Source organism: Pseudomonas sp. 10(2024) (assembly GCF_045164175.1).
Lineage (GTDB): Bacteria > Pseudomonadota > Gammaproteobacteria > Pseudomonadales > Pseudomonadaceae > Aquipseudomonas > Aquipseudomonas alloputida.
In genome coordinates, this window is sequence record NZ_CP174006.1 from 193,375 (window position 1) to 209,092 (window position 15,718).

The following is a 15,718-nucleotide window of genomic DNA, read 5'->3' on the forward strand; positions in this document are numbered from 1 at the left end:
GTTGGCGTCAGTCGCCAACCGCCAGCAGTTCAATCTCGAATACCAAGGGGGTGTAGGGTGCAATCAGGTCTCCCGCCCCCTCGGCGCCATAGGCTTGCGCTGAAGGAATTACCAGGCGCCATTTAGCGCCGGTGTGCATTTTCGGCAAGGCGACCTGCCAGCCTTCGATAACCGAATCCAGGTTGAACCATTGGGGGGTCTGGTTCTGGTCGAATATTGAGCCGTCCGGCAATCTGCCCACATAGCGCACTTGCACTTTGCCGCCCGCTTTTGGCTGTGCACCCGTGCCTGCCTGCAATTCGCTGTACAGCACACCTTCCGTTAGTTCGTGCACCCCATAACGCCCACGTTCATTAGCCATGAAACGCGTTTCGGCGGCCTGCAGCTTTTGCGCAGCGGCGTCACCTTCCTGGGCTTCATGCTGCTGCAGCACTGCCTGCATGCGTGCCTTGTCGAGTTTCAGGGGTTGCCCCTGATAGGACTGCTTCAGGCCTTCGACCAGTGCATCCAGCTGCAAGCCCGGCATCTCCTGGCGCAGGCGTTCACCCAGGCTGGCACCCAGGCTGTAGGCCAAATCGTGGTCGTCGTTGTCGGCCAAGGCGAGGGGCGCCATCAGGCATAAACCCAAAACAAGATATCGAGGCAACGCCTGACTCCCAAATACCAGCAATGATTAATTCAGCAACTACACTTTCACGCAGCTGCAAGATAACAACTTTGCCCAGGCATGCAACGCGGCGTAAACATTACGGTCAACATGCCCTAGCGGCGGTAGCAGCAGAAGCATAGTATGAGCCGCAATCTCGTCAGCCAGGAGGTAAACCATGTCGGCCAAAAAGAAGCCAGTAAGTACGCCGTTACACCTGCTCCAGCAACTTTCGGGCAGCTTGCTCGAACACTTGGAAGAGGCCTGCTCGCAAGCGCTGGCTGATGCGGAAAAACTGCTGGCGAAGTTGGAAAAGCAGCGTGGCAAGGCGCAGGAAAAACTGCACAACGGTCGCCTGAAACTACAAGACGCGGCCAAGGCAGGTAAAGCCAAGGCGCAAAGCAAGGCGCAAAAAGCCATCGGTGAACTTGAAGAACTGCTCGAGTCTCTCAAGGAACGTCAAACCCAGACGCGCTCTTACATTCAGCAACTCAAACGCGATGCTCAGGACAGCCTCAAGCTGGCTCAGGGTGTAGGCAAAGTACGCGAAGCTGCAGGCAAGGCCCTTGATCAACGTGCGGCCAAACCGGCTGCCAAGGCAACCGCTGCTGCCAAGCCTGCGGCCAAACCAGCTGCCAGGGCGACCGCTGCCGCCAAGCCTGCGGCCAAACCGGCTGCCAAGACGACCGCTGCCGCCAAGCCTGCGGCCAAACCAGCTGCCAAGACGACCGCTGCCGCCAAGCCTGCGGCCAAACCAGCTGCCAAGACGACCGCTGCCGCCAAACCTGCGGCCAAACCAGCTGCCAAGGCGACCGCAGCCGCCAAGCCTGCGGCCAAACCAGCTGCCAAGGCGACCGCTGCCGCCAAGCCTGCGGCCAAACCGGCTGCCAGGGCGACCGCTGCGGCCAAACCGGCTGCCAAGGCGACTGCGGCTGCCAAACCTGCGGCCAAGCCAGCTGCCAAAGTCCCTGCTGCCAAGCCGGCCGCAAAACCAGCTGCCGCCAAGGCACCAGCACGCACGGCCGCCAAACCCGCCGCCAAACCTGCTGAAGCCAAACCCGCTACACCGGCCGCCGCAACCAACTCGGTGAGCCCGGCTGCTGCAGCACCGTCGGCACCTGTGAGCACGCCGTCTCAGGCACCTTCGGCGTCCTGAAGCGCAGCCGCTGCGACGCGCAACTGAACTAGCGCGTCGTGATGCAGAGCCTGGTCCGGTGCCAGCCGGGCCAGCCAGTCGTCCGCGGGCTCATGGGAGCCCACGGGCCACTGTTGCGAACGTTCCTGCAAGCGCTCCAGCAAGGCTTTTTCTGCCTGTAACTCCAACCCCTTCACCTGTTCACGCAATGCGGCCAGTTGTGCATCACCCGATGCTGGGGTTCGCCATTGCTGGCGCAGGCTGCGCAGCGGGGCGACCACGTCACGCTGCCAAGGCTCGGCAAGTTCTTGCAGTGCTTGCGCACGTTCGCCCAGTACGGCCACACCACGTGCTTGCAGCCAAGTCGCGCACAGCAGCAGGCAGACATCGCCACCCAGTGCCTGCAATTCAAGGCAGGCGGCTTCCACGCCGGGCCTGGCATACAGGGCCAGGGCGTAATTCCACAGGTCGGTGTGCATGGTTCCACTCGCGCTATGGGCCGAGGAAGCTGGTAGACTCCGCGACCATCATGATCAGACTATCCAACCTCACTTTACAGCGTGGTCCGCAGCGCTTGCTAGAAGGCGCCGAGATGACCCTGCACGCCGGTCACAAGGCCGGCCTGATCGGCGCCAACGGTGCCGGAAAATCCAGCCTGTTCGCCTTGCTGCGCGGTGAGCTGTCGCCCGATGCCGGTGACTGCCAACTGCCCGGCGACTGGCGCATCGCCCACATGCGCCAAGAGGTCGACACCCTCGACCGCCTGGCTGTGGACTATGTGCTTGATGGCGACGTGCGCCTGCGCAAGGTCCAGGCCGAACTGGCCGCGGCCGAGCAGGCCCACGACGGCACCGCCCTGGCGCGCCTGCACAGTGAGCTGGAAAGTGCCGACGGCTATACCGCCGACGCCCGTGCGCGCAAGTTGCTGGCTGGGCTGGGCTTCACCAACGAACAGATGGACCGCCGTGTCGGCGATTTCTCTGGTGGCTGGCGGATGCGCCTGAACCTGGCCCAGGCACTGATGTGCCCGTCCGACCTGTTGCTGCTCGACGAGCCCACCAACCACCTCGACCTCGACGCGATCCTGTGGCTGGAAGACTGGCTCAAGGGCTACCCCGGCACATTGTTGCTGATCTCCCACGACCGTGACTTCCTCGATGCCGTGGTCGACCATGTGCTGCACGTCGAGCAGCGCAAGCTCAACTTGTACAAAGGCGGCTACACCGCCTTTGAGCGCACCCGTGCCGAGCGCCTGGCGCAGCAGCAGCAGGCCTACGAGAAGCAGCAGGCGCAGCGCGCGCACATGGAGAAGTACATTGCCCGCTTCAAGGCGCAAGCCACCAAGGCCCGCCAGGCGCAAAGCCGGATCAAGGCCCTGGAGCGCATGGAAGAGCTGTCGGCGGCGCATGTCGATTCGCCGTTCGACTTTGTCTTCCGTGAATCGCAGAAAATTTCCAGCCCGTTGCTGAGCCTTTCCGAAGGTCGCCTGGGTTATGGCGACAAGGCCATCCTCGACAAGGTCAAGCTGCAGCTGACCCCGGGTGCTCGTATTGGTCTGCTCGGGCCCAACGGCGCCGGCAAGTCGACCCTGATCAAGAACCTTGCAGGTGAGCTGGAGCCGTTGTCGGGCCGCCTGGTTCGTGGCGAGAACCTGGCGGTAGGCTACTTTGCCCAGCACCAGCTGGACTCGCTGGACGACAAGGCCAGCCCGCTGCTGCACCTGCAGCGCATCGCCCCTACCGAGCGTGAGCAGACGCTGCGCGACTTCCTTGGCGGCTTCGACTTCCATGGTGCCCGCTGCGACGAGCCGGTGGTTAACTTCTCCGGTGGCGAAAAGGCCCGCCTGGCACTCGCGCTGATTGCCTGGGAGCGGCCAAACCTGCTGCTGCTCGACGAACCGACCAACCACCTCGATCTGGAAATGCGTCTGGCGCTGACCATGGCCTTGCAGGAGTTTGCCGGTGCAGTGGTGGTGGTGTCCCACGACCGTCATTTGCTCAAGAGCACCACGGACGACTTCCTGCTGGTGGCCGACGGCAAGGTCGACACCTTCGACGGTGATCTGGAGGACTACAGCCGCTGGCTGGTCGAGTACCGCCAGCGCAGTGCGCCGGCCAGTACTGCACCGGCCAACCCGGACAAGACCGACAAGAAAGCCCAGCGCCAGGCTGCCGCAGCCTTGCGTCAGCAGTTGGCACCGCACAAGAAGGCTGCCGACAAGCTGGAAACCGAGCTCAACCAGGTGCACGCGCAATTGGCCGAGATCGAGACCGCGCTGGGTGATGGTGGCCTTTACGATGCGGCGCGCAAGGACGAGTTGCGCGACCTGCTGGCGCGCCAGACCAAGCTCAAGCAACGCGAAGGCGAGCTGGAAGAGGCCTGGATGGAAGCGCTGGAAACCCTTGAAAGCATGCAGGCCGAACTCGAGGCGTTGTCCTGATGGAGGAACTGCGTTCGCTGCTGCCAGGGCAATGGATGGACACCTTCTGGCTGGGTTTGCAGATCCTCTTGATCCTGGCAGCGGCGTTCATCCTGCAACGTATCGTCGCCCGCGGGCTGAGCCGCCTGGGCCAGCGTTACCCGTTACCGCCGGAGCTGCTGGTGCCCGTGCGCGGTGGCCTGCGCTGGCTGATCATGGGCAGCGCGCTGCTGTTCGTGCTGGAGCGCATGGGTGTTTCGGCAACCGTGTTGTGGACAGCACTTTCCGGCTTCGTAGCGGTAGCGGCGGTGGCCTTCTTCGCCATGTGGAGCGTGCTGTCCAACCTGTTGTGCGCGGTGTTGATCTTCACGGTCGGGCCGTTTCGCATCGGCGATGTGGTCGAGCTGGTCGACACCCTCGACAAGCCAGGCGTGAAAGGCCGGGTGATCGCTATCAACCTGCTGTTCACCACCCTGCTGGAAGTGCCCGAAGCGGGCGGGGCGCTGGTGCAGGTGCCCAATAGTCAGTTCTTCCAGAAGTCCGTGCGGCGCTGGCGCGGGGCCGAGGTACAGGCCCTGCACAAAGAAACCGCTGCGGAAGCGGACTGAGCCTGTTATGGCCCCTTCGCGGGCACGCCCGCTCCCACAGGTATTCCACAGCGTCTGAAAATGCACTGTAGGCGTGGGAGCGGGCGTGCCCGCGAAGAGGCCAGGTCAGGCCACACAAATCCATCAGAAATCACTGGTTATTTTTTCGCCAAAACCTTAGCTTAACGTTTTGCAACAAATGTTCGAGCGAGGTGTGTGATGTCGATGGAAGTATGGTTAGGCTTTTTTGCCGCCTGCTGGGTGATCAGCCTTTCACCCGGTGCCGGGGCGATTGCCTCGATGTCCAGCGGCCTGCAATACGGCTTCTGGCGTGGTTACTGGAACGCCCTGGGCCTGCAGCTGGGCCTGATCATGCAGATCGCCATCATCGCCGCCGGCGTCGGTGCCGTCCTGGCTGCCTCGGCCACGGCGTTCCAGGTCATCAAGTGGTTTGGCGTCGGCTACCTTGTGTACCTGGCCTACAAGCAGTGGCGTGCCCTGCCGATGGACATGAGCGATGAATCAGGCGTGCGCCCGATCGGCAAGCCGCTGAGCCTGGTGTTCCGTGGCTTCCTGGTCAACATCAGCAACCCCAAGGCGCTGGTGTTCATGCTGGCGGTGCTGCCGCAGTTCCTCAATCCCCATGCGCCGCTGCTGCCGCAATATGTGGCGATCACCGTGACCATGGTCACGGTCGACCTGCTGGTGATGGCGGGATACACCGGGTTGGCTTCGCATGTGTTGCGCATGCTGCGCACGCCCAAACAGCAGAAGCGTTTGAACCGCACCTTTGCCGGGTTGTTCATTGGTGCAGCCACCTTCCTGGCGACCTTGCGCCGCGCGCCGGTCTGACAGACCGCATACAGGCCATTCGCGGGCAAACCCGCGATTGGCCCATCACTCTTTCTCCTTGTCCACCAAACCCTTCAGCAGATCTATCGGCAGCGGGAAGACGATGGTCGAGCTCTTGTCCCCGGCAATCGTCCCCAGCGTCTGCATATAGCGCAACTGCATCGCCCCCGGTTCCTTGCTCAGCATTTGCGCGGCTTGCATCAGTTTCTCCGACGCCTGCAGCTCACCCTCGGCATGAATCACCTTGGCCCGACGTTCGCGCTCGGCCTCGGCCTGGCGGGCGATGGCGCGTACCATCGACTCGTTCAGGTCAACGTGCTTGATCTCGACGTTGGCCACCTTGATGCCCCAGGCATCCGTCTGCGCATCCAGTACCTGGCGGATGTCCAGGTTCAGTTGCTCGCGTTCTGCCAACAGCTCATCCAGTTCGTGCTTGCCCAGCACCGCACGCAGGGTCGTCTGGGCCAGCTGGCTGGTCGCCACCAGAAAATCCTCGACCTGAATGATCGCTTTCTGCGGGTCGAGCACGCGAAAGTACAACACTGCGTTGACCTTGACCGAAACGTTGTCGCGGGTGATCACATCCTGCGGCGGTACATCCAGTACCACTGTACGCAGGTCGACCCGTACCATTTGCTGGATTACCGGGATCAACAGGATCAGCCCCGGCCCTTTGACCTGCCAGAAGCGCCCCAGCTGGAACACCACGCCTCGCTCGTATTCGCGCAGGATGCGAAACGCCGACAGCACCAGCATGGCTAGCACGATCAACACAGCGCCGAAACCGAGTTGCATGAACATGGTCATTCTCCTTGCGTCGCAGGGGCGGCGGCGCTCACTTCCAGCATCACGCCATGGCGCGCGGTCACCCGTACGTTCTGGCCAGTTTGCAGCGGCGTTGCGCACCGCGCTTGCCATGGCTCGCCCTGAGCCAGCACGACACCACAGAAGGGGTCGCTTGCCATCACCTGGGTGACGGTGACCAGGCTGCCGACCAGGCCGGCGTCGCCACTGACCAGCGCCCGTTGCCGGGCCTTGAGAGCCATGCCCAGCACGCCACCGATCAGGAGTGCCGAGAGCAGCGCCAAGGTGCCGATCAAGGCCAGGGGGATGCCGAAACCGGGGGCGTCGGTGTCGATCAGGATCAATGCGCCGACCACAAAGGCAACGATGCCGCCGAAGCCGACCACGCCGAAACTGGGCAAGAAGGCTTCGGCGATCATGAAGGTGATGCCAAGCAGGATCAGCGCCACCCCGGCAAAACTCACCGGCAACAGCTGCAGCGCATACAGCGCCAGCAGCAGGCAGATACCACCGACCACACCGCCCACCGCAGAACCTGGGTTCATGAATTCGAACAACAGGCCGTAAACGCCGATCATGATCAGGATCAGCGCTACGCTGGGGTTGGTGATGACCGCCAGAAACCGTGTGCGCCAGTCCGGCAGATGCTCGACCACGCTGGCGCCTGCGGTCTGCAACTGCCGTGGTTGGCCGGCCGCCTGAAGCGTTTTGCCGTCGAGCTTGCGCAGCAGGTCAGGCAGGTCATCGGCCACCTGATCGATCACGTTCAGGCGCAAGGCCTCGCTGGCGGACAGGCTGACCGCCTCGCGCACGGCTTTCTCCGCCCAGTCGGCGTTGCGGCCGCGCATCTGCGCCAGGCCACGGATGTAGGCGGCAGCATCGTTGACCTGTTTGCGTGCGAGGGTTTCATCGTCGCCGCTTTTGGCTTTGTCGTCACTGGGCGTGCCAGGCGCACCGCCGATCCGCACCGGCGTGGCAGCTCCCAGATTGGTTCCGGGCGCCATCGCCGCGACATGGCTGGCGTAGAGAATATAGGTGCCGGCGCTGGCGGCGCGGGCGCCGCTGGGGGCAACGTAGCTGGCGACCGGTACAGGGCTGGCGAGAATTGCCTTGATCATCTGGCGCATGGCGCTGTCCAGCCCGCCCGGGGTATCCATGCGGATAACCACCAGTTGCGCGCCTTGCGCCTGGGCCTGGCTGAGGCTGCGCACCAGGTAGTCGGCGCTGGCCGGGCCGATGGCGTCGTCGATGTTCAGCACCCACACCGCGCCGGGCGCTGCCTGGCCACCTGGCGTGATGCCAAGCAACAACAGCAGCAACAGCCAGCGCCAGCAGCGGGCGATCACCTGTCGTCACCTCATTTGCGTGTATTTCACAAGTTTAGCCCCGACCACCCGTACCCGGCCTAAAATTGAAAACTGGGGGGCGAAACCGGAGGTGCATCATGCGTATGGCAAAGACCCTGCAGGCCAGCCTGGACAAGGCCAACTGCGACTACGACATCATTCCCCACCCACATTCGGCCACCAGCCTGGAGTCGGCCCGAACGGCCGGCGTGCCCGCCGAGCGGGTCGCCAAGTCGGTGATGCTCGATGACCGTCATGGCAACTACATCATGGCCGTGCTACCGGCCAACCGGCACCTGGACATGACCAAGGTGCGTATGTCCGGGGCCTGGCATCTGACCCGTGAAAGTGGTCTGCCGAGCCTGTTCAATGACTGCGAACGCGGTGCCGTGCCGGCCCTTGGCGATGCTTACCAGATAAAAATGCTGCTCGACCCGAGTCTTACCCGCCAAGGCGATGTCTACCTGGAGGCGGGTGACCACGATCACCTGATTCACATGAGCATGGAGCAGTACATGAAACTGGTGCCGCACGCCGAAGTGCGCGAGCTGTGCTGATGTTTTCAAACCAATGCCAGGCGGGCGTCGTGGACGGCTTGCCTGGCGCTCAGGAGGAACCATGGAAGCGCCGATCCATCCCTTTGCCGAACTGTTCAAGCAGCTGGGCTTACCCGACGATCCCACGAGTATCGATCAGTTCATCACCAGCCATTCCCCGCTGAAGAACGAAATCAAGCTGGTGGATGCGCCGTTCTGGAACGACTCTCAGCGGGCATTTCTCCAGGACAGCATCATTGAAGATTCCGATTGGGCCGTGCCTTTCGATCAACTCAACGAAGCGTTGCGCCGCCCCCGAAAATAAAGCGCCGAGCGGCACCTGACGAGTGATCGGCCGTTGCTATGCTCAGGAAAACAATAAGGGGATAGCGCGATGAAAGATCCCTACGCACCAGGTTTCTGGTGTTCCGTGACGATCCTGGGCACCCTGACGGCCAGTTACTTCTATGGCATCAGACAGACGCAACAGATGAACCAGGCCGTGCATTTCCTGTACGCCGCTGCCGCAGTCACTGTAGCGGTTGCACTGGTGGCGCTGACATGGATCGCCTGGCAGCAGCTGCGCCTGAACAAGCGCGAAGTGGTGCAGGGGCGAACGTTGCTGACCATCTGGAACACCAAGGTTGCGCTACGCCGCGTCGAGACGGTTTTCGACCGTTATTTCTGGGGCAGCTACTGGCATTCGGGGCGTACCTTCGAAGAGGTCATGGGCGAGCTCAGGGGCACTCCGCTGGAGCAGAGCCTGGATGCGCTGAAGCGCCAGTGCCGGGTGCTCGACCGCGAAATCCATGACCGCCATCACCACTGGCTGGCCAACGCTCGCGACCTGTCCAGCGTGGCCCAGGCGATGGCCCGCGAACGCTACCAGCTGGACCTCGGCGAGCCCACGCACAGCGGCCACGGCAATACGGCAGTGCTCAACCGTGACCTGGAAGTGCTGGTGTACACCTGGTCGGCGCGCTTGCGTAGCTTCGACCATCAGCTGGACGAGCTGGAGCGCGCCTACCATTGAGGCGCTTCATTCGCCGCGGATGTACTGCTCCATTTGCTTGATCAGGCTCGCCTGTTCGTCAATGGTTTCCTTGACCAGGTCGCCGATCGACAGCAGGCCGAGCAATCTGCCGTTGTCGACCACCGGCAGGTGACGCAGGTGCCGGTCGGTCATCAGGTTCATGCAGAAATCGAGCTTTTGCTTGGGCTCCACCGTGACCACCGGTGCGCTCATGATTTCGCGTACCGGCGTGGCGGCAGAAGAGCGGCCCTTGAGGACGAGTTTTCGCGCATAGTCCCGTTCACTGACGATACCCACCACCTGGCCACCTTCGACCACGGGCAGCGCACCGATGTTTTTCTCCGCCAGCAGCTTCAGGGCGTCGAGCACCGAGTCATCCGGGCCGATGGTGTACACGGTCTGGTGCTGGGACTTGGTCTTGAGGATTTGTTCGACGGTCTTCATACGGGCCTCTGCGGGTGAAAAAAGCACTGTCTCGGAGTAACTAAAGCATCCGGTACGGCGCTCTGCACGGCAATGCAGGAAACGGCATGGAGGCGATTGAAAAACGTCATTGCCGTTCGCTTGTAGCAGCCCTTTCGCGGCTAAAGCCGCGAAGAGGCCGGTACTGCGCATCAAAGCTTCGGCATCTGCCCGATCCGCGCCACCATTTCGCTCACCACCTGCAAGTCCAGCATGAACTGCTCCACGGTCTTGAACTCGTTGTCGTTGTGCCCGGTGTACTTCACGTCCGGCATGGCCAGGCCAAATTGCACACCGTTGGGAAGATCGTGCACCGAAGTCGCGCCGGCCGAGGTACCGAACTCATGCTTCATACCCAGGTTCTCGGTGGCCACAGCGAGCAGGGCCTTGACCCATTCGCCTTCAGGGTTGCGGTACATCGGCTCGTCCAGGCTGAAGTCGAAGGCCACCGAGGTGTTGCTTTGCCGGGTCCATTTGCCCAGTTTGTCGGCCAGTTCGTCCTTGATCGTGGCGATCGGTTTCCCCTTGGGAATGCGCAGATTCACCGCCAGTTTCACGCCTTTGTCATCCACCCCGACAAAAGTCAGCGAGGTGGTCAGCGGGCCCATGAACGGGTCCTTGAAGGCCACGCCGAGCTTGTTGCCCAGGTAGTCCAGGCCCCAGTTTTCGGCGGCGTAGCGGGCCGCGTCGGTAAAGTGGTTGTGCTTGAGCGACACCTGCTGGCCGAGGCCATTGATGAAGTCGAGCATACGCGCCACCGGGTTGATGCCGGATTCCGGCTCCGAAGAGTGTGCGGAAACACCGGTCACGGTGAGCAAGACTTGCTTGCCGTCGGCCTTGGCGTCGATGCTGAAGTCGCTTCCATGCTGCTTCACATATCTGGCGCCGGCTTGCTGCAGGTGCTTGACCAGCTGTGCTGGGTTGTCAGAAATCAGGGTCGCAACCGAAGTTGTCGGGATCTGGTTGGTGGCCAGGCCACCGGTCAGGTTGACGATCTCGGCACCCTTGCCGCTGGCCGGGCGCTTGGTGAAGCTGGCCATGACCGTGCCGTAGCCTTTCTCGGCAATCACTACCGGGTAGCCGCCGTCGAGGGCCAGGTTGTAATCGGGCGTAGGGTTGCGCTCAAAGTAGTAGGGGATGGCATCACCGCTGGTTTCTTCGGTGGTGTCGATCAGCAGCTTGAACTGCCGGGCGAGCGGCAGGTTTTCGTCTTTGGCCACTTTCAGCGCGTACATCGCCACCACGATGCCGTTCTTGTCGTCCTCGGTGCCGCGGCCGTACATGCGGTCACCTACCAGGGTGACCTTGAACGGGTCCAGGCGCGTACCGTCGGCCAGCTTCCAGTTGTCCGGGTTGACCGGCACGACGTCAGCGTGGGCATGGATGCCGATCACTTCCTTCCCGCTGCCCAGCGAGATCTCGTACACCCGGTTGTCGATGTTGCGGAAGGCCAGGCCGAAGCGGTCGGCCAAGGCCTTGATCTTGTCGGCGATCTTGAGGAATTCAGGGTTTTCGTACTGCGGCGTACCCTCGACATTGAAGGTGGGGATGGCTACCAGTTCACGCAGGGTTTCGGTTGCGGCTTTGCCATACTTGATGCGGGTATACAGGCCGAGCAGGCGGTTGATCTCGTCTTGTTGCCCGGCGGCCAATGGCTTGTCGGCCAGGTAGGCGTCGACGGTTGCCTCGAGGTTGTCGGCCTTGCCCTGGTCGCTGCCTTTGAGCTTGCCGAGGAATTGCCTGAAGTCGCTTGGGTCGCTGCCGTCGAAGGCTTTGATGATGGCTGCGGACTGCTGCTGGGTGAGGTTGGCTTGAGCAGGCAGGGTAAACAGGCCGATGCCGGCCAGCAGCAGGGTGGTGGCGGTGAGTTTTTTCAACTGCATGGTTGTGCGCATTCCTTTGCCAATCATTGTTCAGGGTTACCCGTTCGGGAAACGGGAAGACGCCCACGCTAACACCAATGACCCGTGGTACGGGAGTACCAGAAAGGTGACATGTCGCACAAACGAAAAAGCCCCGGGCTCAGGCCCAGGGCTTTCTTGATATGGCGCACTCGGCGGGATTCGAACCCACGACCCCTGCCTTCGGAGGGCAGTACTCTATCCAGCTGAGCTACGAGTGCAACGCGCACGCATGATACCCATCTGTGTCGTTGACGTCCATCGCCTTGATCTGTAGCTGTTTTTACCGTGTTGGCTGTGCAGATCCCTGTGGGGCGGATACACGACAATACAGATCGGAAATGAACAACGGTGGGTCGGGGGGACCGGCCTTAACCGGGCGTAGGCCAATGCCATCGATTACGACGCTGATGACGACAGCATCATCGTTTCAGCCAACCATCAGGGTGTGTTGAACATTGGCCGTGACAAGCAGTGAAACGAATTTTGGCTTCGCCCCGAGTCTGGCCGCAGCATCGTCTACCCTTTAGCGGCCATTCTGCGGGTGATTTCAGATGGGCTGTTCAACCATTCGTTCTTTTTTTCGAACAGCCTATTGTCCAACACCCCAGCAGCCGCTTAGCATTCGTTTGAGATTTCAAACGCTCGATGCCCTGCCTTGGGCGCTTTTCAACAATCAACAATTCGGGAAGCCGACATGCAGCTCAAAGACGCTCAGTTGTTCCGCCAGCAAGCCTATATCAATGGTGAGTGGCTGGATGCGGACAACGGCCAGACCATCAAGGTGACCAACCCGGCCACCGGCGAAGTCATCGGTACCGTGCCGAAGATGGGCACCGCGGAAACCCGCCGCGCCATCGAAGCTGCCGACAAGGCCCTGCCGGCCTGGCGTGCCCTGACTGCGAAAGAGCGCTCGGCCAAGCTGCGTCGCTGGTTCGAACTGATGATCGAGAACCAGGACGACCTGGCTCGCCTGATGACCACCGAACAGGGCAAGCCGCTGGCCGAAGCCAAGGGCGAAATCGCCTACGCGGCCTCGTTCATCGAGTGGTTCGCCGAAGAAGCCAAGCGCATCTACGGTGACACCATCCCGGGCCACCAGCCAGACAAGCGCCTGATTGTCATCAAGCAGCCAATCGGCGTTACCGCGGCCATCACCCCGTGGAACTTCCCGGCCGCCATGATCACCCGTAAAGCCGGCCCGGCCCTGGCCGCTGGCTGCACCATGGTCCTCAAGCCGGCTTCGCAAACCCCATACTCCGCTCTGGCGCTGGTCGAGCTGGCGCACCGTGCCGGCATCCCGGCTGGCGTGCTGAGTGTGGTTACCGGCAGCGCCGGCGAAGTTGGTGGCGAACTGACCGGCAACTCCCTGGTACGCAAGCTGTCCTTCACCGGCTCGACCGAAATCGGTCGCCAGCTGATGGAAGAATGCGCCAAGGACATCAAGAAGGTTTCCCTGGAGCTGGGTGGCAACGCCCCGTTCATCGTGTTCGACGACGCCGACCTGGACAAGGCGGTCGAGGGCGCGATCATCTCCAAGTACCGTAACAACGGCCAGACCTGTGTCTGCGCCAACCGTATCTACGTGCAGGACGGCGTCTACGACGCGTTCGCCGAGAAGCTGGCCGCTGCAGTTGCCAAGCTGAAGATCGGTAACGGCCTGGAAGAAGGCACCACCACTGGCCCGCTGATCGATGGCAAGGCTGTCGCCAAGGTCCAGGAACACATCGAGGACGCCGTCAGCAAAGGCGCCAAAGTGCTGTCCGGTGGCAAGCTGATCGAAGGCAACTTCTTCGAGCCGACCATCCTGGTTGACGTACCGAAGACCGCTGCTGTCGCCAAGGAAGAGACGTTCGGCCCACTGGCGCCGCTGTTCCGCTTCAAAGACGAAGCCGAAGTCATCGCCATGTCCAACGACACCGAGTTCGGCCTGGCCTCGTACTTCTACGCCCGCGACATGAGCCGTGTGTTCCGTGTCGCCGAAGCCCTGGAATACGGCATGGTGGGTATCAACACCGGCCTGATCTCCAACGAAGTGGCGCCGTTCGGTGGTATCAAGGCTTCGGGCCTGGGCCGCGAAGGTTCCAAGTACGGTATCGAGGACTACCTCGAAATCAAATACCTGTGCATCAGCGTCTGATAGCACGGTAAAGGCTTTACCTCTGCCAGCGGGGCGCGAGAGCGACGTCTCGCTGGCCTTTTTTACATTGCAGTACCTGGTGGCCAGGGCGTTCACAACAGTCGATCAACGAATACTGTTCGCGAGCACTCCCGGCCGCCCCCGAATAAAAGCGCCATTCCTGTCGGCGCAATGAGGGCATTATGAGCAAAACCAACGAATCCTTGATGCAACGTCGTGTAGCTGCCGTCCCACGTGGCGTCGGCCAGATCCACCCGATCTTCGTCGACACCGCGAAGAACTCGACCGTGATCGACGTTGAAGGCCGCGAACTGATCGACTTCGCCGGCGGCATCGCAGTACTGAACACCGGCCACCTGCACCCGAAAGTGGTTGCAGCCGTGCAAGAGCAGCTGACCAAGGTCAGCCACACCTGCTTCCAGGTGCTGGCTTACGAGCCCTACGTAGAGCTGTGCGAAAAGATCAACAAGCTGGTCCCAGGCGACTTCGACAAGAAGACCCTGCTGGTCACCACCGGCTCCGAAGCCGTTGAAAACGCCGTCAAGATCGCCCGTGCTGCCACTGGCCGCGCTGGCGTCATCGCCTTCACCGGCGGTTATCACGGCCGTACCATGATGACCCTGGGCCTGACCGGCAAGGTCGTGCCGTACTCCGCTGGCATGGGCCTGATGCCAGGCGGCATCTTCCGCGCCCTGTTCCCGAGCGAACTGCACGGTATCAGCGTTGACGACGCCATCGCCTCGGTCGAGCGCATCTTCAAGAACGACGCCGAGCCGCGCGACATCGCCGCAATCATCCTCGAGCCAGTACAAGGCGAAGGCGGCTTCCTGCCAGCGCCGAAAGAGCTGATGAAGCGCCTGCGCGCCCTGTGTGACCAGCACGGCATCCTGCTGATCGCCGACGAAGTACAAACTGGCGCTGGCCGTACCGGCACCTTCTTCGCCATGGAACAGATGGGCGTTGCGCCTGACCTGACCACCTTCGCCAAATCCATCGCTGGCGGCTTCCCGCTGGCCGGTGTGTGCGGCAAGGCCGAATACATGGACGCCATCGCGCCTGGCGGCCTGGGCGGTACCTACGCCGGTTCGCCGATCGCTTGCGCCGCGGCCCTGGCCGTGATCGAAGTGTTCGAAGAAGAAAAACTGCTGGACCGCAGCAAGGCTGTGGGTGAGCGCCTGACCGCCGGCCTGCGCGAAATCCAGAAGAAGTACCCGATCATCGGCGACGTCCGTGGTCTGGGCTCGATGATTGCCGTCGAAGTCTTCGAGAAGGGCACTCACACCCCGAACGCTGCTGCTGTTGGCCAGGTTGTCGCCAAGGCTCGTGAAAAGGGTCTGATCCTGCTGTCTTGCGGCACCTACGGCAACGTCCTGCGTATCCTGGTTCCGCTGACCGCCGAAGACGCGCTGCTGGACAAAGGCCTGGCCATCATCGAAGAGTGCTTCGCTGAAATCGCCTGATGTGACGCGCTTCAGAAAAAACCCGCCTAGGCGGGTTTTTTTATGGGTGCGCCAGGCATGGCGCGTTGCGCGTAGCGCAACCCGCTTGGTTGTGGTGGCCAAAGCGGGTGACTTGGAGGTGAAAGTCCTCTACACACCCGGCAAGGGGAAGTGTTAGCCGGAGGCAAGGGTGTCGTGGGTGACCGCGAATCTGAAGGAAGCCCGAGGCAAACTGCTGGCCTGACGAACAGGAAGCGGATAGAGGCGGCACAGCGGGGTGAGGCGGCCCAAATCGTCAAAGCCCAATACTTGCACGGGGCGCTGTGACGTAAATCCGACAGGCATAAGCAGGAAGGTCGCGCGAATTACCCTGGGAGATCTGCACGTTTGCCGATGTGCTACCGAGCGTCGAGAGGCG

The 15,718-nt window shown here is 61.9% G+C and carries 15 protein-coding genes, 1 tRNA gene and 1 pseudogene; 10 read left to right on the forward strand and 7 right to left on the reverse strand.

Annotation, left to right across the window (positions count from 1 at the left end):
• Positions 1-7 precede the first annotated feature (7 nt).
• Positions 8-646, reverse strand: coding sequence for an FKBP-type peptidyl-prolyl cis-trans isomerase (locus tag ACI7M0_RS00785; protein ID WP_049588040.1), 639 nt, complete (start codon positions 644-646; stop codon positions 8-10).
• Between the two features lie 178 nt (positions 647-824).
• Here ACI7M0_RS00785 and ACI7M0_RS00790 point away from each other — a divergent pair, with 178 nt between their 5' ends.
• Positions 825-1,802, forward strand: a complete 978-nt coding sequence (locus ACI7M0_RS00790; protein WP_405314544.1) for an AlgP family protein — start codon at positions 825-827, stop codon at positions 1,800-1,802.
• On the opposite strand, the gene ACI7M0_RS00795 is transcribed toward ACI7M0_RS00790, so the two are convergent.
• On the reverse strand, positions 1,781-2,260 hold the full coding sequence (locus ACI7M0_RS00795) for a TIGR02444 family protein (protein ID WP_064491755.1): 480 nt from the start codon (positions 2,258-2,260) through the stop codon (positions 1,781-1,783). The genes ACI7M0_RS00790 and ACI7M0_RS00795 overlap by 22 nt on opposite strands.
• Positions 2,261-2,310: 50 nt before the next feature.
• Here ACI7M0_RS00795 and ACI7M0_RS00800 point away from each other — a divergent pair, with 50 nt between their 5' ends.
• The 3 genes from ACI7M0_RS00800 to ACI7M0_RS00810 all read left to right on the forward strand — a co-directional run bounded on the left by ACI7M0_RS00800 (position 2,311) and on the right by ACI7M0_RS00810 (position 5,639).
• The gene (locus ACI7M0_RS00800; RefSeq protein ID WP_010951580.1) at positions 2,311-4,221 is read left to right on the forward strand and encodes an ATP-binding cassette domain-containing protein; all 1,911 of its coding nucleotides are present in this window, start codon (positions 2,311-2,313) and stop codon (positions 4,219-4,221) included.
• On the forward strand, positions 4,221-4,808 hold the full coding sequence (locus ACI7M0_RS00805; RefSeq protein WP_010951581.1) for a mechanosensitive ion channel family protein: 588 nt from the start codon (positions 4,221-4,223) through the stop codon (positions 4,806-4,808). The genes ACI7M0_RS00800 and ACI7M0_RS00805 overlap by 1 nt, the downstream gene beginning before the upstream one ends.
• Before the next feature lie 198 nt (positions 4,809-5,006).
• Positions 5,007-5,639, forward strand: a complete 633-nt coding sequence (locus ACI7M0_RS00810) for a LysE family transporter (RefSeq protein WP_010951582.1) — start codon at positions 5,007-5,009, stop codon at positions 5,637-5,639.
• Between the two features lie 45 nt (positions 5,640-5,684).
• Here ACI7M0_RS00810 and ACI7M0_RS00815 read toward each other — a convergent pair whose 3' ends face one another.
• Positions 5,685-6,440: a slipin family protein gene (locus tag ACI7M0_RS00815; RefSeq protein ID WP_129933007.1), complete on the reverse strand. Its 756-nt coding sequence runs from the start codon at positions 6,438-6,440 to the stop codon at positions 5,685-5,687.
• Between the two features lie 2 nt (positions 6,441-6,442).
• Positions 6,443-7,789 (reverse strand): nodulation protein NfeD, encoded by a 1,347-nt coding sequence (locus tag ACI7M0_RS00820; protein ID WP_129933006.1) that lies wholly within the window; start codon positions 7,787-7,789, stop codon positions 6,443-6,445.
• 98 nt (positions 7,790-7,887) lie between these two features.
• Here ACI7M0_RS00820 and ACI7M0_RS00825 point away from each other — a divergent pair, with 98 nt between their 5' ends.
• From ACI7M0_RS00825 to ACI7M0_RS00835, 3 genes are all read left to right on the forward strand, one after another.
• A complete protein-coding gene (locus tag ACI7M0_RS00825; protein ID WP_104960580.1) occupies positions 7,888-8,346 on the forward strand; it encodes an aminoacyl-tRNA deacylase in 459 nt (152 codons plus the stop codon).
• A gap of 61 nt (positions 8,347-8,407) precedes the next feature.
• Positions 8,408-8,650 (forward strand): DUF2789 domain-containing protein, encoded by a 243-nt coding sequence (locus ACI7M0_RS00830; protein ID WP_129933005.1) that lies wholly within the window; start codon positions 8,408-8,410, stop codon positions 8,648-8,650.
• Positions 8,651-8,719: 69 nt separating this feature from the next.
• Positions 8,720-9,358 (forward strand): hypothetical protein, encoded by a 639-nt coding sequence (locus ACI7M0_RS00835; RefSeq protein WP_003255871.1) that lies wholly within the window; start codon positions 8,720-8,722, stop codon positions 9,356-9,358.
• A 6-nt stretch (positions 9,359-9,364) separates the two neighbouring features.
• Here the strand turns inward: ACI7M0_RS00835 and ACI7M0_RS00840 are convergent, their stop codons facing one another.
• From ACI7M0_RS00840 to ACI7M0_RS00850, 3 genes are all read right to left on the reverse strand, one after another.
• On the reverse strand, positions 9,365-9,802 hold the full coding sequence (locus tag ACI7M0_RS00840) for a CBS domain-containing protein (protein ID WP_010951586.1): 438 nt from the start codon (positions 9,800-9,802) through the stop codon (positions 9,365-9,367).
• Positions 9,803-9,972: 170 nt separating this feature from the next.
• Positions 9,973-11,703 (reverse strand): dipeptidase, encoded by a 1,731-nt coding sequence (locus tag ACI7M0_RS00845; protein WP_129933004.1) that lies wholly within the window; start codon positions 11,701-11,703, stop codon positions 9,973-9,975.
• A 162-nt stretch (positions 11,704-11,865) separates the two neighbouring features.
• Positions 11,866-11,942, reverse strand: a tRNA-Arg gene (locus tag ACI7M0_RS00850).
• A 167-nt stretch (positions 11,943-12,109) separates the two neighbouring features.
• Here ACI7M0_RS00850 and ACI7M0_RS00855 point away from each other — a divergent pair.
• From ACI7M0_RS00855 to gabT, 3 genes and pseudogenes are all read left to right on the forward strand, one after another.
• A pseudogene (locus ACI7M0_RS00855) lies at positions 12,110-12,234 on the forward strand (aryl-sulfate sulfotransferase); the annotation flags it as partial.
• A gap of 184 nt (positions 12,235-12,418) precedes the next feature.
• Positions 12,419-13,861, forward strand: coding sequence for an NADP-dependent succinate-semialdehyde dehydrogenase (gene gabD / locus ACI7M0_RS00860; RefSeq protein WP_010951596.1), 1,443 nt, complete (start codon positions 12,419-12,421; stop codon positions 13,859-13,861).
• Between the two features lie 182 nt (positions 13,862-14,043).
• Positions 14,044-15,321, forward strand: coding sequence for a 4-aminobutyrate--2-oxoglutarate transaminase (gabT, locus tag ACI7M0_RS00865; RefSeq protein ID WP_003255866.1), 1,278 nt, complete (start codon positions 14,044-14,046; stop codon positions 15,319-15,321).
• Positions 15,322-15,718: the final 397 nt, after the last annotated feature.

What these genes read in the sequence shown, in the direction of transcription:
- ACI7M0_RS00830 (WP_129933005.1), top strand. Translation starts at nt 8,408, where the DNA reads ATGGAAGCGCCGATCCATCCCTTTGCCGAACTGTTCAAGCAGCTGGGC.
- ACI7M0_RS00805 (WP_010951581.1), top strand. Translation starts at nt 4,221, where the DNA reads ATGGAGGAACTGCGTTCGCTGCTGCCAGGGCAATGGATGGACACCTTC.
- gabT (WP_003255866.1), top strand. Translation starts at nt 14,044, where the DNA reads ATGAGCAAAACCAACGAATCCTTGATGCAACGTCGTGTAGCTGCCGTC.
- ACI7M0_RS00835 (WP_003255871.1), top strand. Translation starts at nt 8,720, where the DNA reads ATGAAAGATCCCTACGCACCAGGTTTCTGGTGTTCCGTGACGATCCTG.
- ACI7M0_RS00800 (WP_010951580.1), top strand. Translation starts at nt 2,311, where the DNA reads ATGATCAGACTATCCAACCTCACTTTACAGCGTGGTCCGCAGCGCTTG.
- ACI7M0_RS00825 (WP_104960580.1), top strand. Translation starts at nt 7,888, where the DNA reads ATGCGTATGGCAAAGACCCTGCAGGCCAGCCTGGACAAGGCCAACTGC.
- ACI7M0_RS00795 (WP_064491755.1), bottom strand. Translation starts at nt 2,260, where the DNA reads ATGCACACCGACCTGTGGAATTACGCCCTGGCCCTGTATGCCAGGCCC.
- ACI7M0_RS00840 (WP_010951586.1), bottom strand. Translation starts at nt 9,802, where the DNA reads ATGAAGACCGTCGAACAAATCCTCAAGACCAAGTCCCAGCACCAGACC.
- gabD (WP_010951596.1), top strand. Translation starts at nt 12,419, where the DNA reads ATGCAGCTCAAAGACGCTCAGTTGTTCCGCCAGCAAGCCTATATCAAT.
- ACI7M0_RS00790 (WP_405314544.1), top strand. Translation starts at nt 825, where the DNA reads ATGTCGGCCAAAAAGAAGCCAGTAAGTACGCCGTTACACCTGCTCCAG.
- ACI7M0_RS00845 (WP_129933004.1), bottom strand. Translation starts at nt 11,703, where the DNA reads ATGCAGTTGAAAAAACTCACCGCCACCACCCTGCTGCTGGCCGGCATC.
- ACI7M0_RS00815 (WP_129933007.1), bottom strand. Translation starts at nt 6,440, where the DNA reads ATGTTCATGCAACTCGGTTTCGGCGCTGTGTTGATCGTGCTAGCCATG.
- ACI7M0_RS00810 (WP_010951582.1), top strand. Translation starts at nt 5,007, where the DNA reads ATGTCGATGGAAGTATGGTTAGGCTTTTTTGCCGCCTGCTGGGTGATC.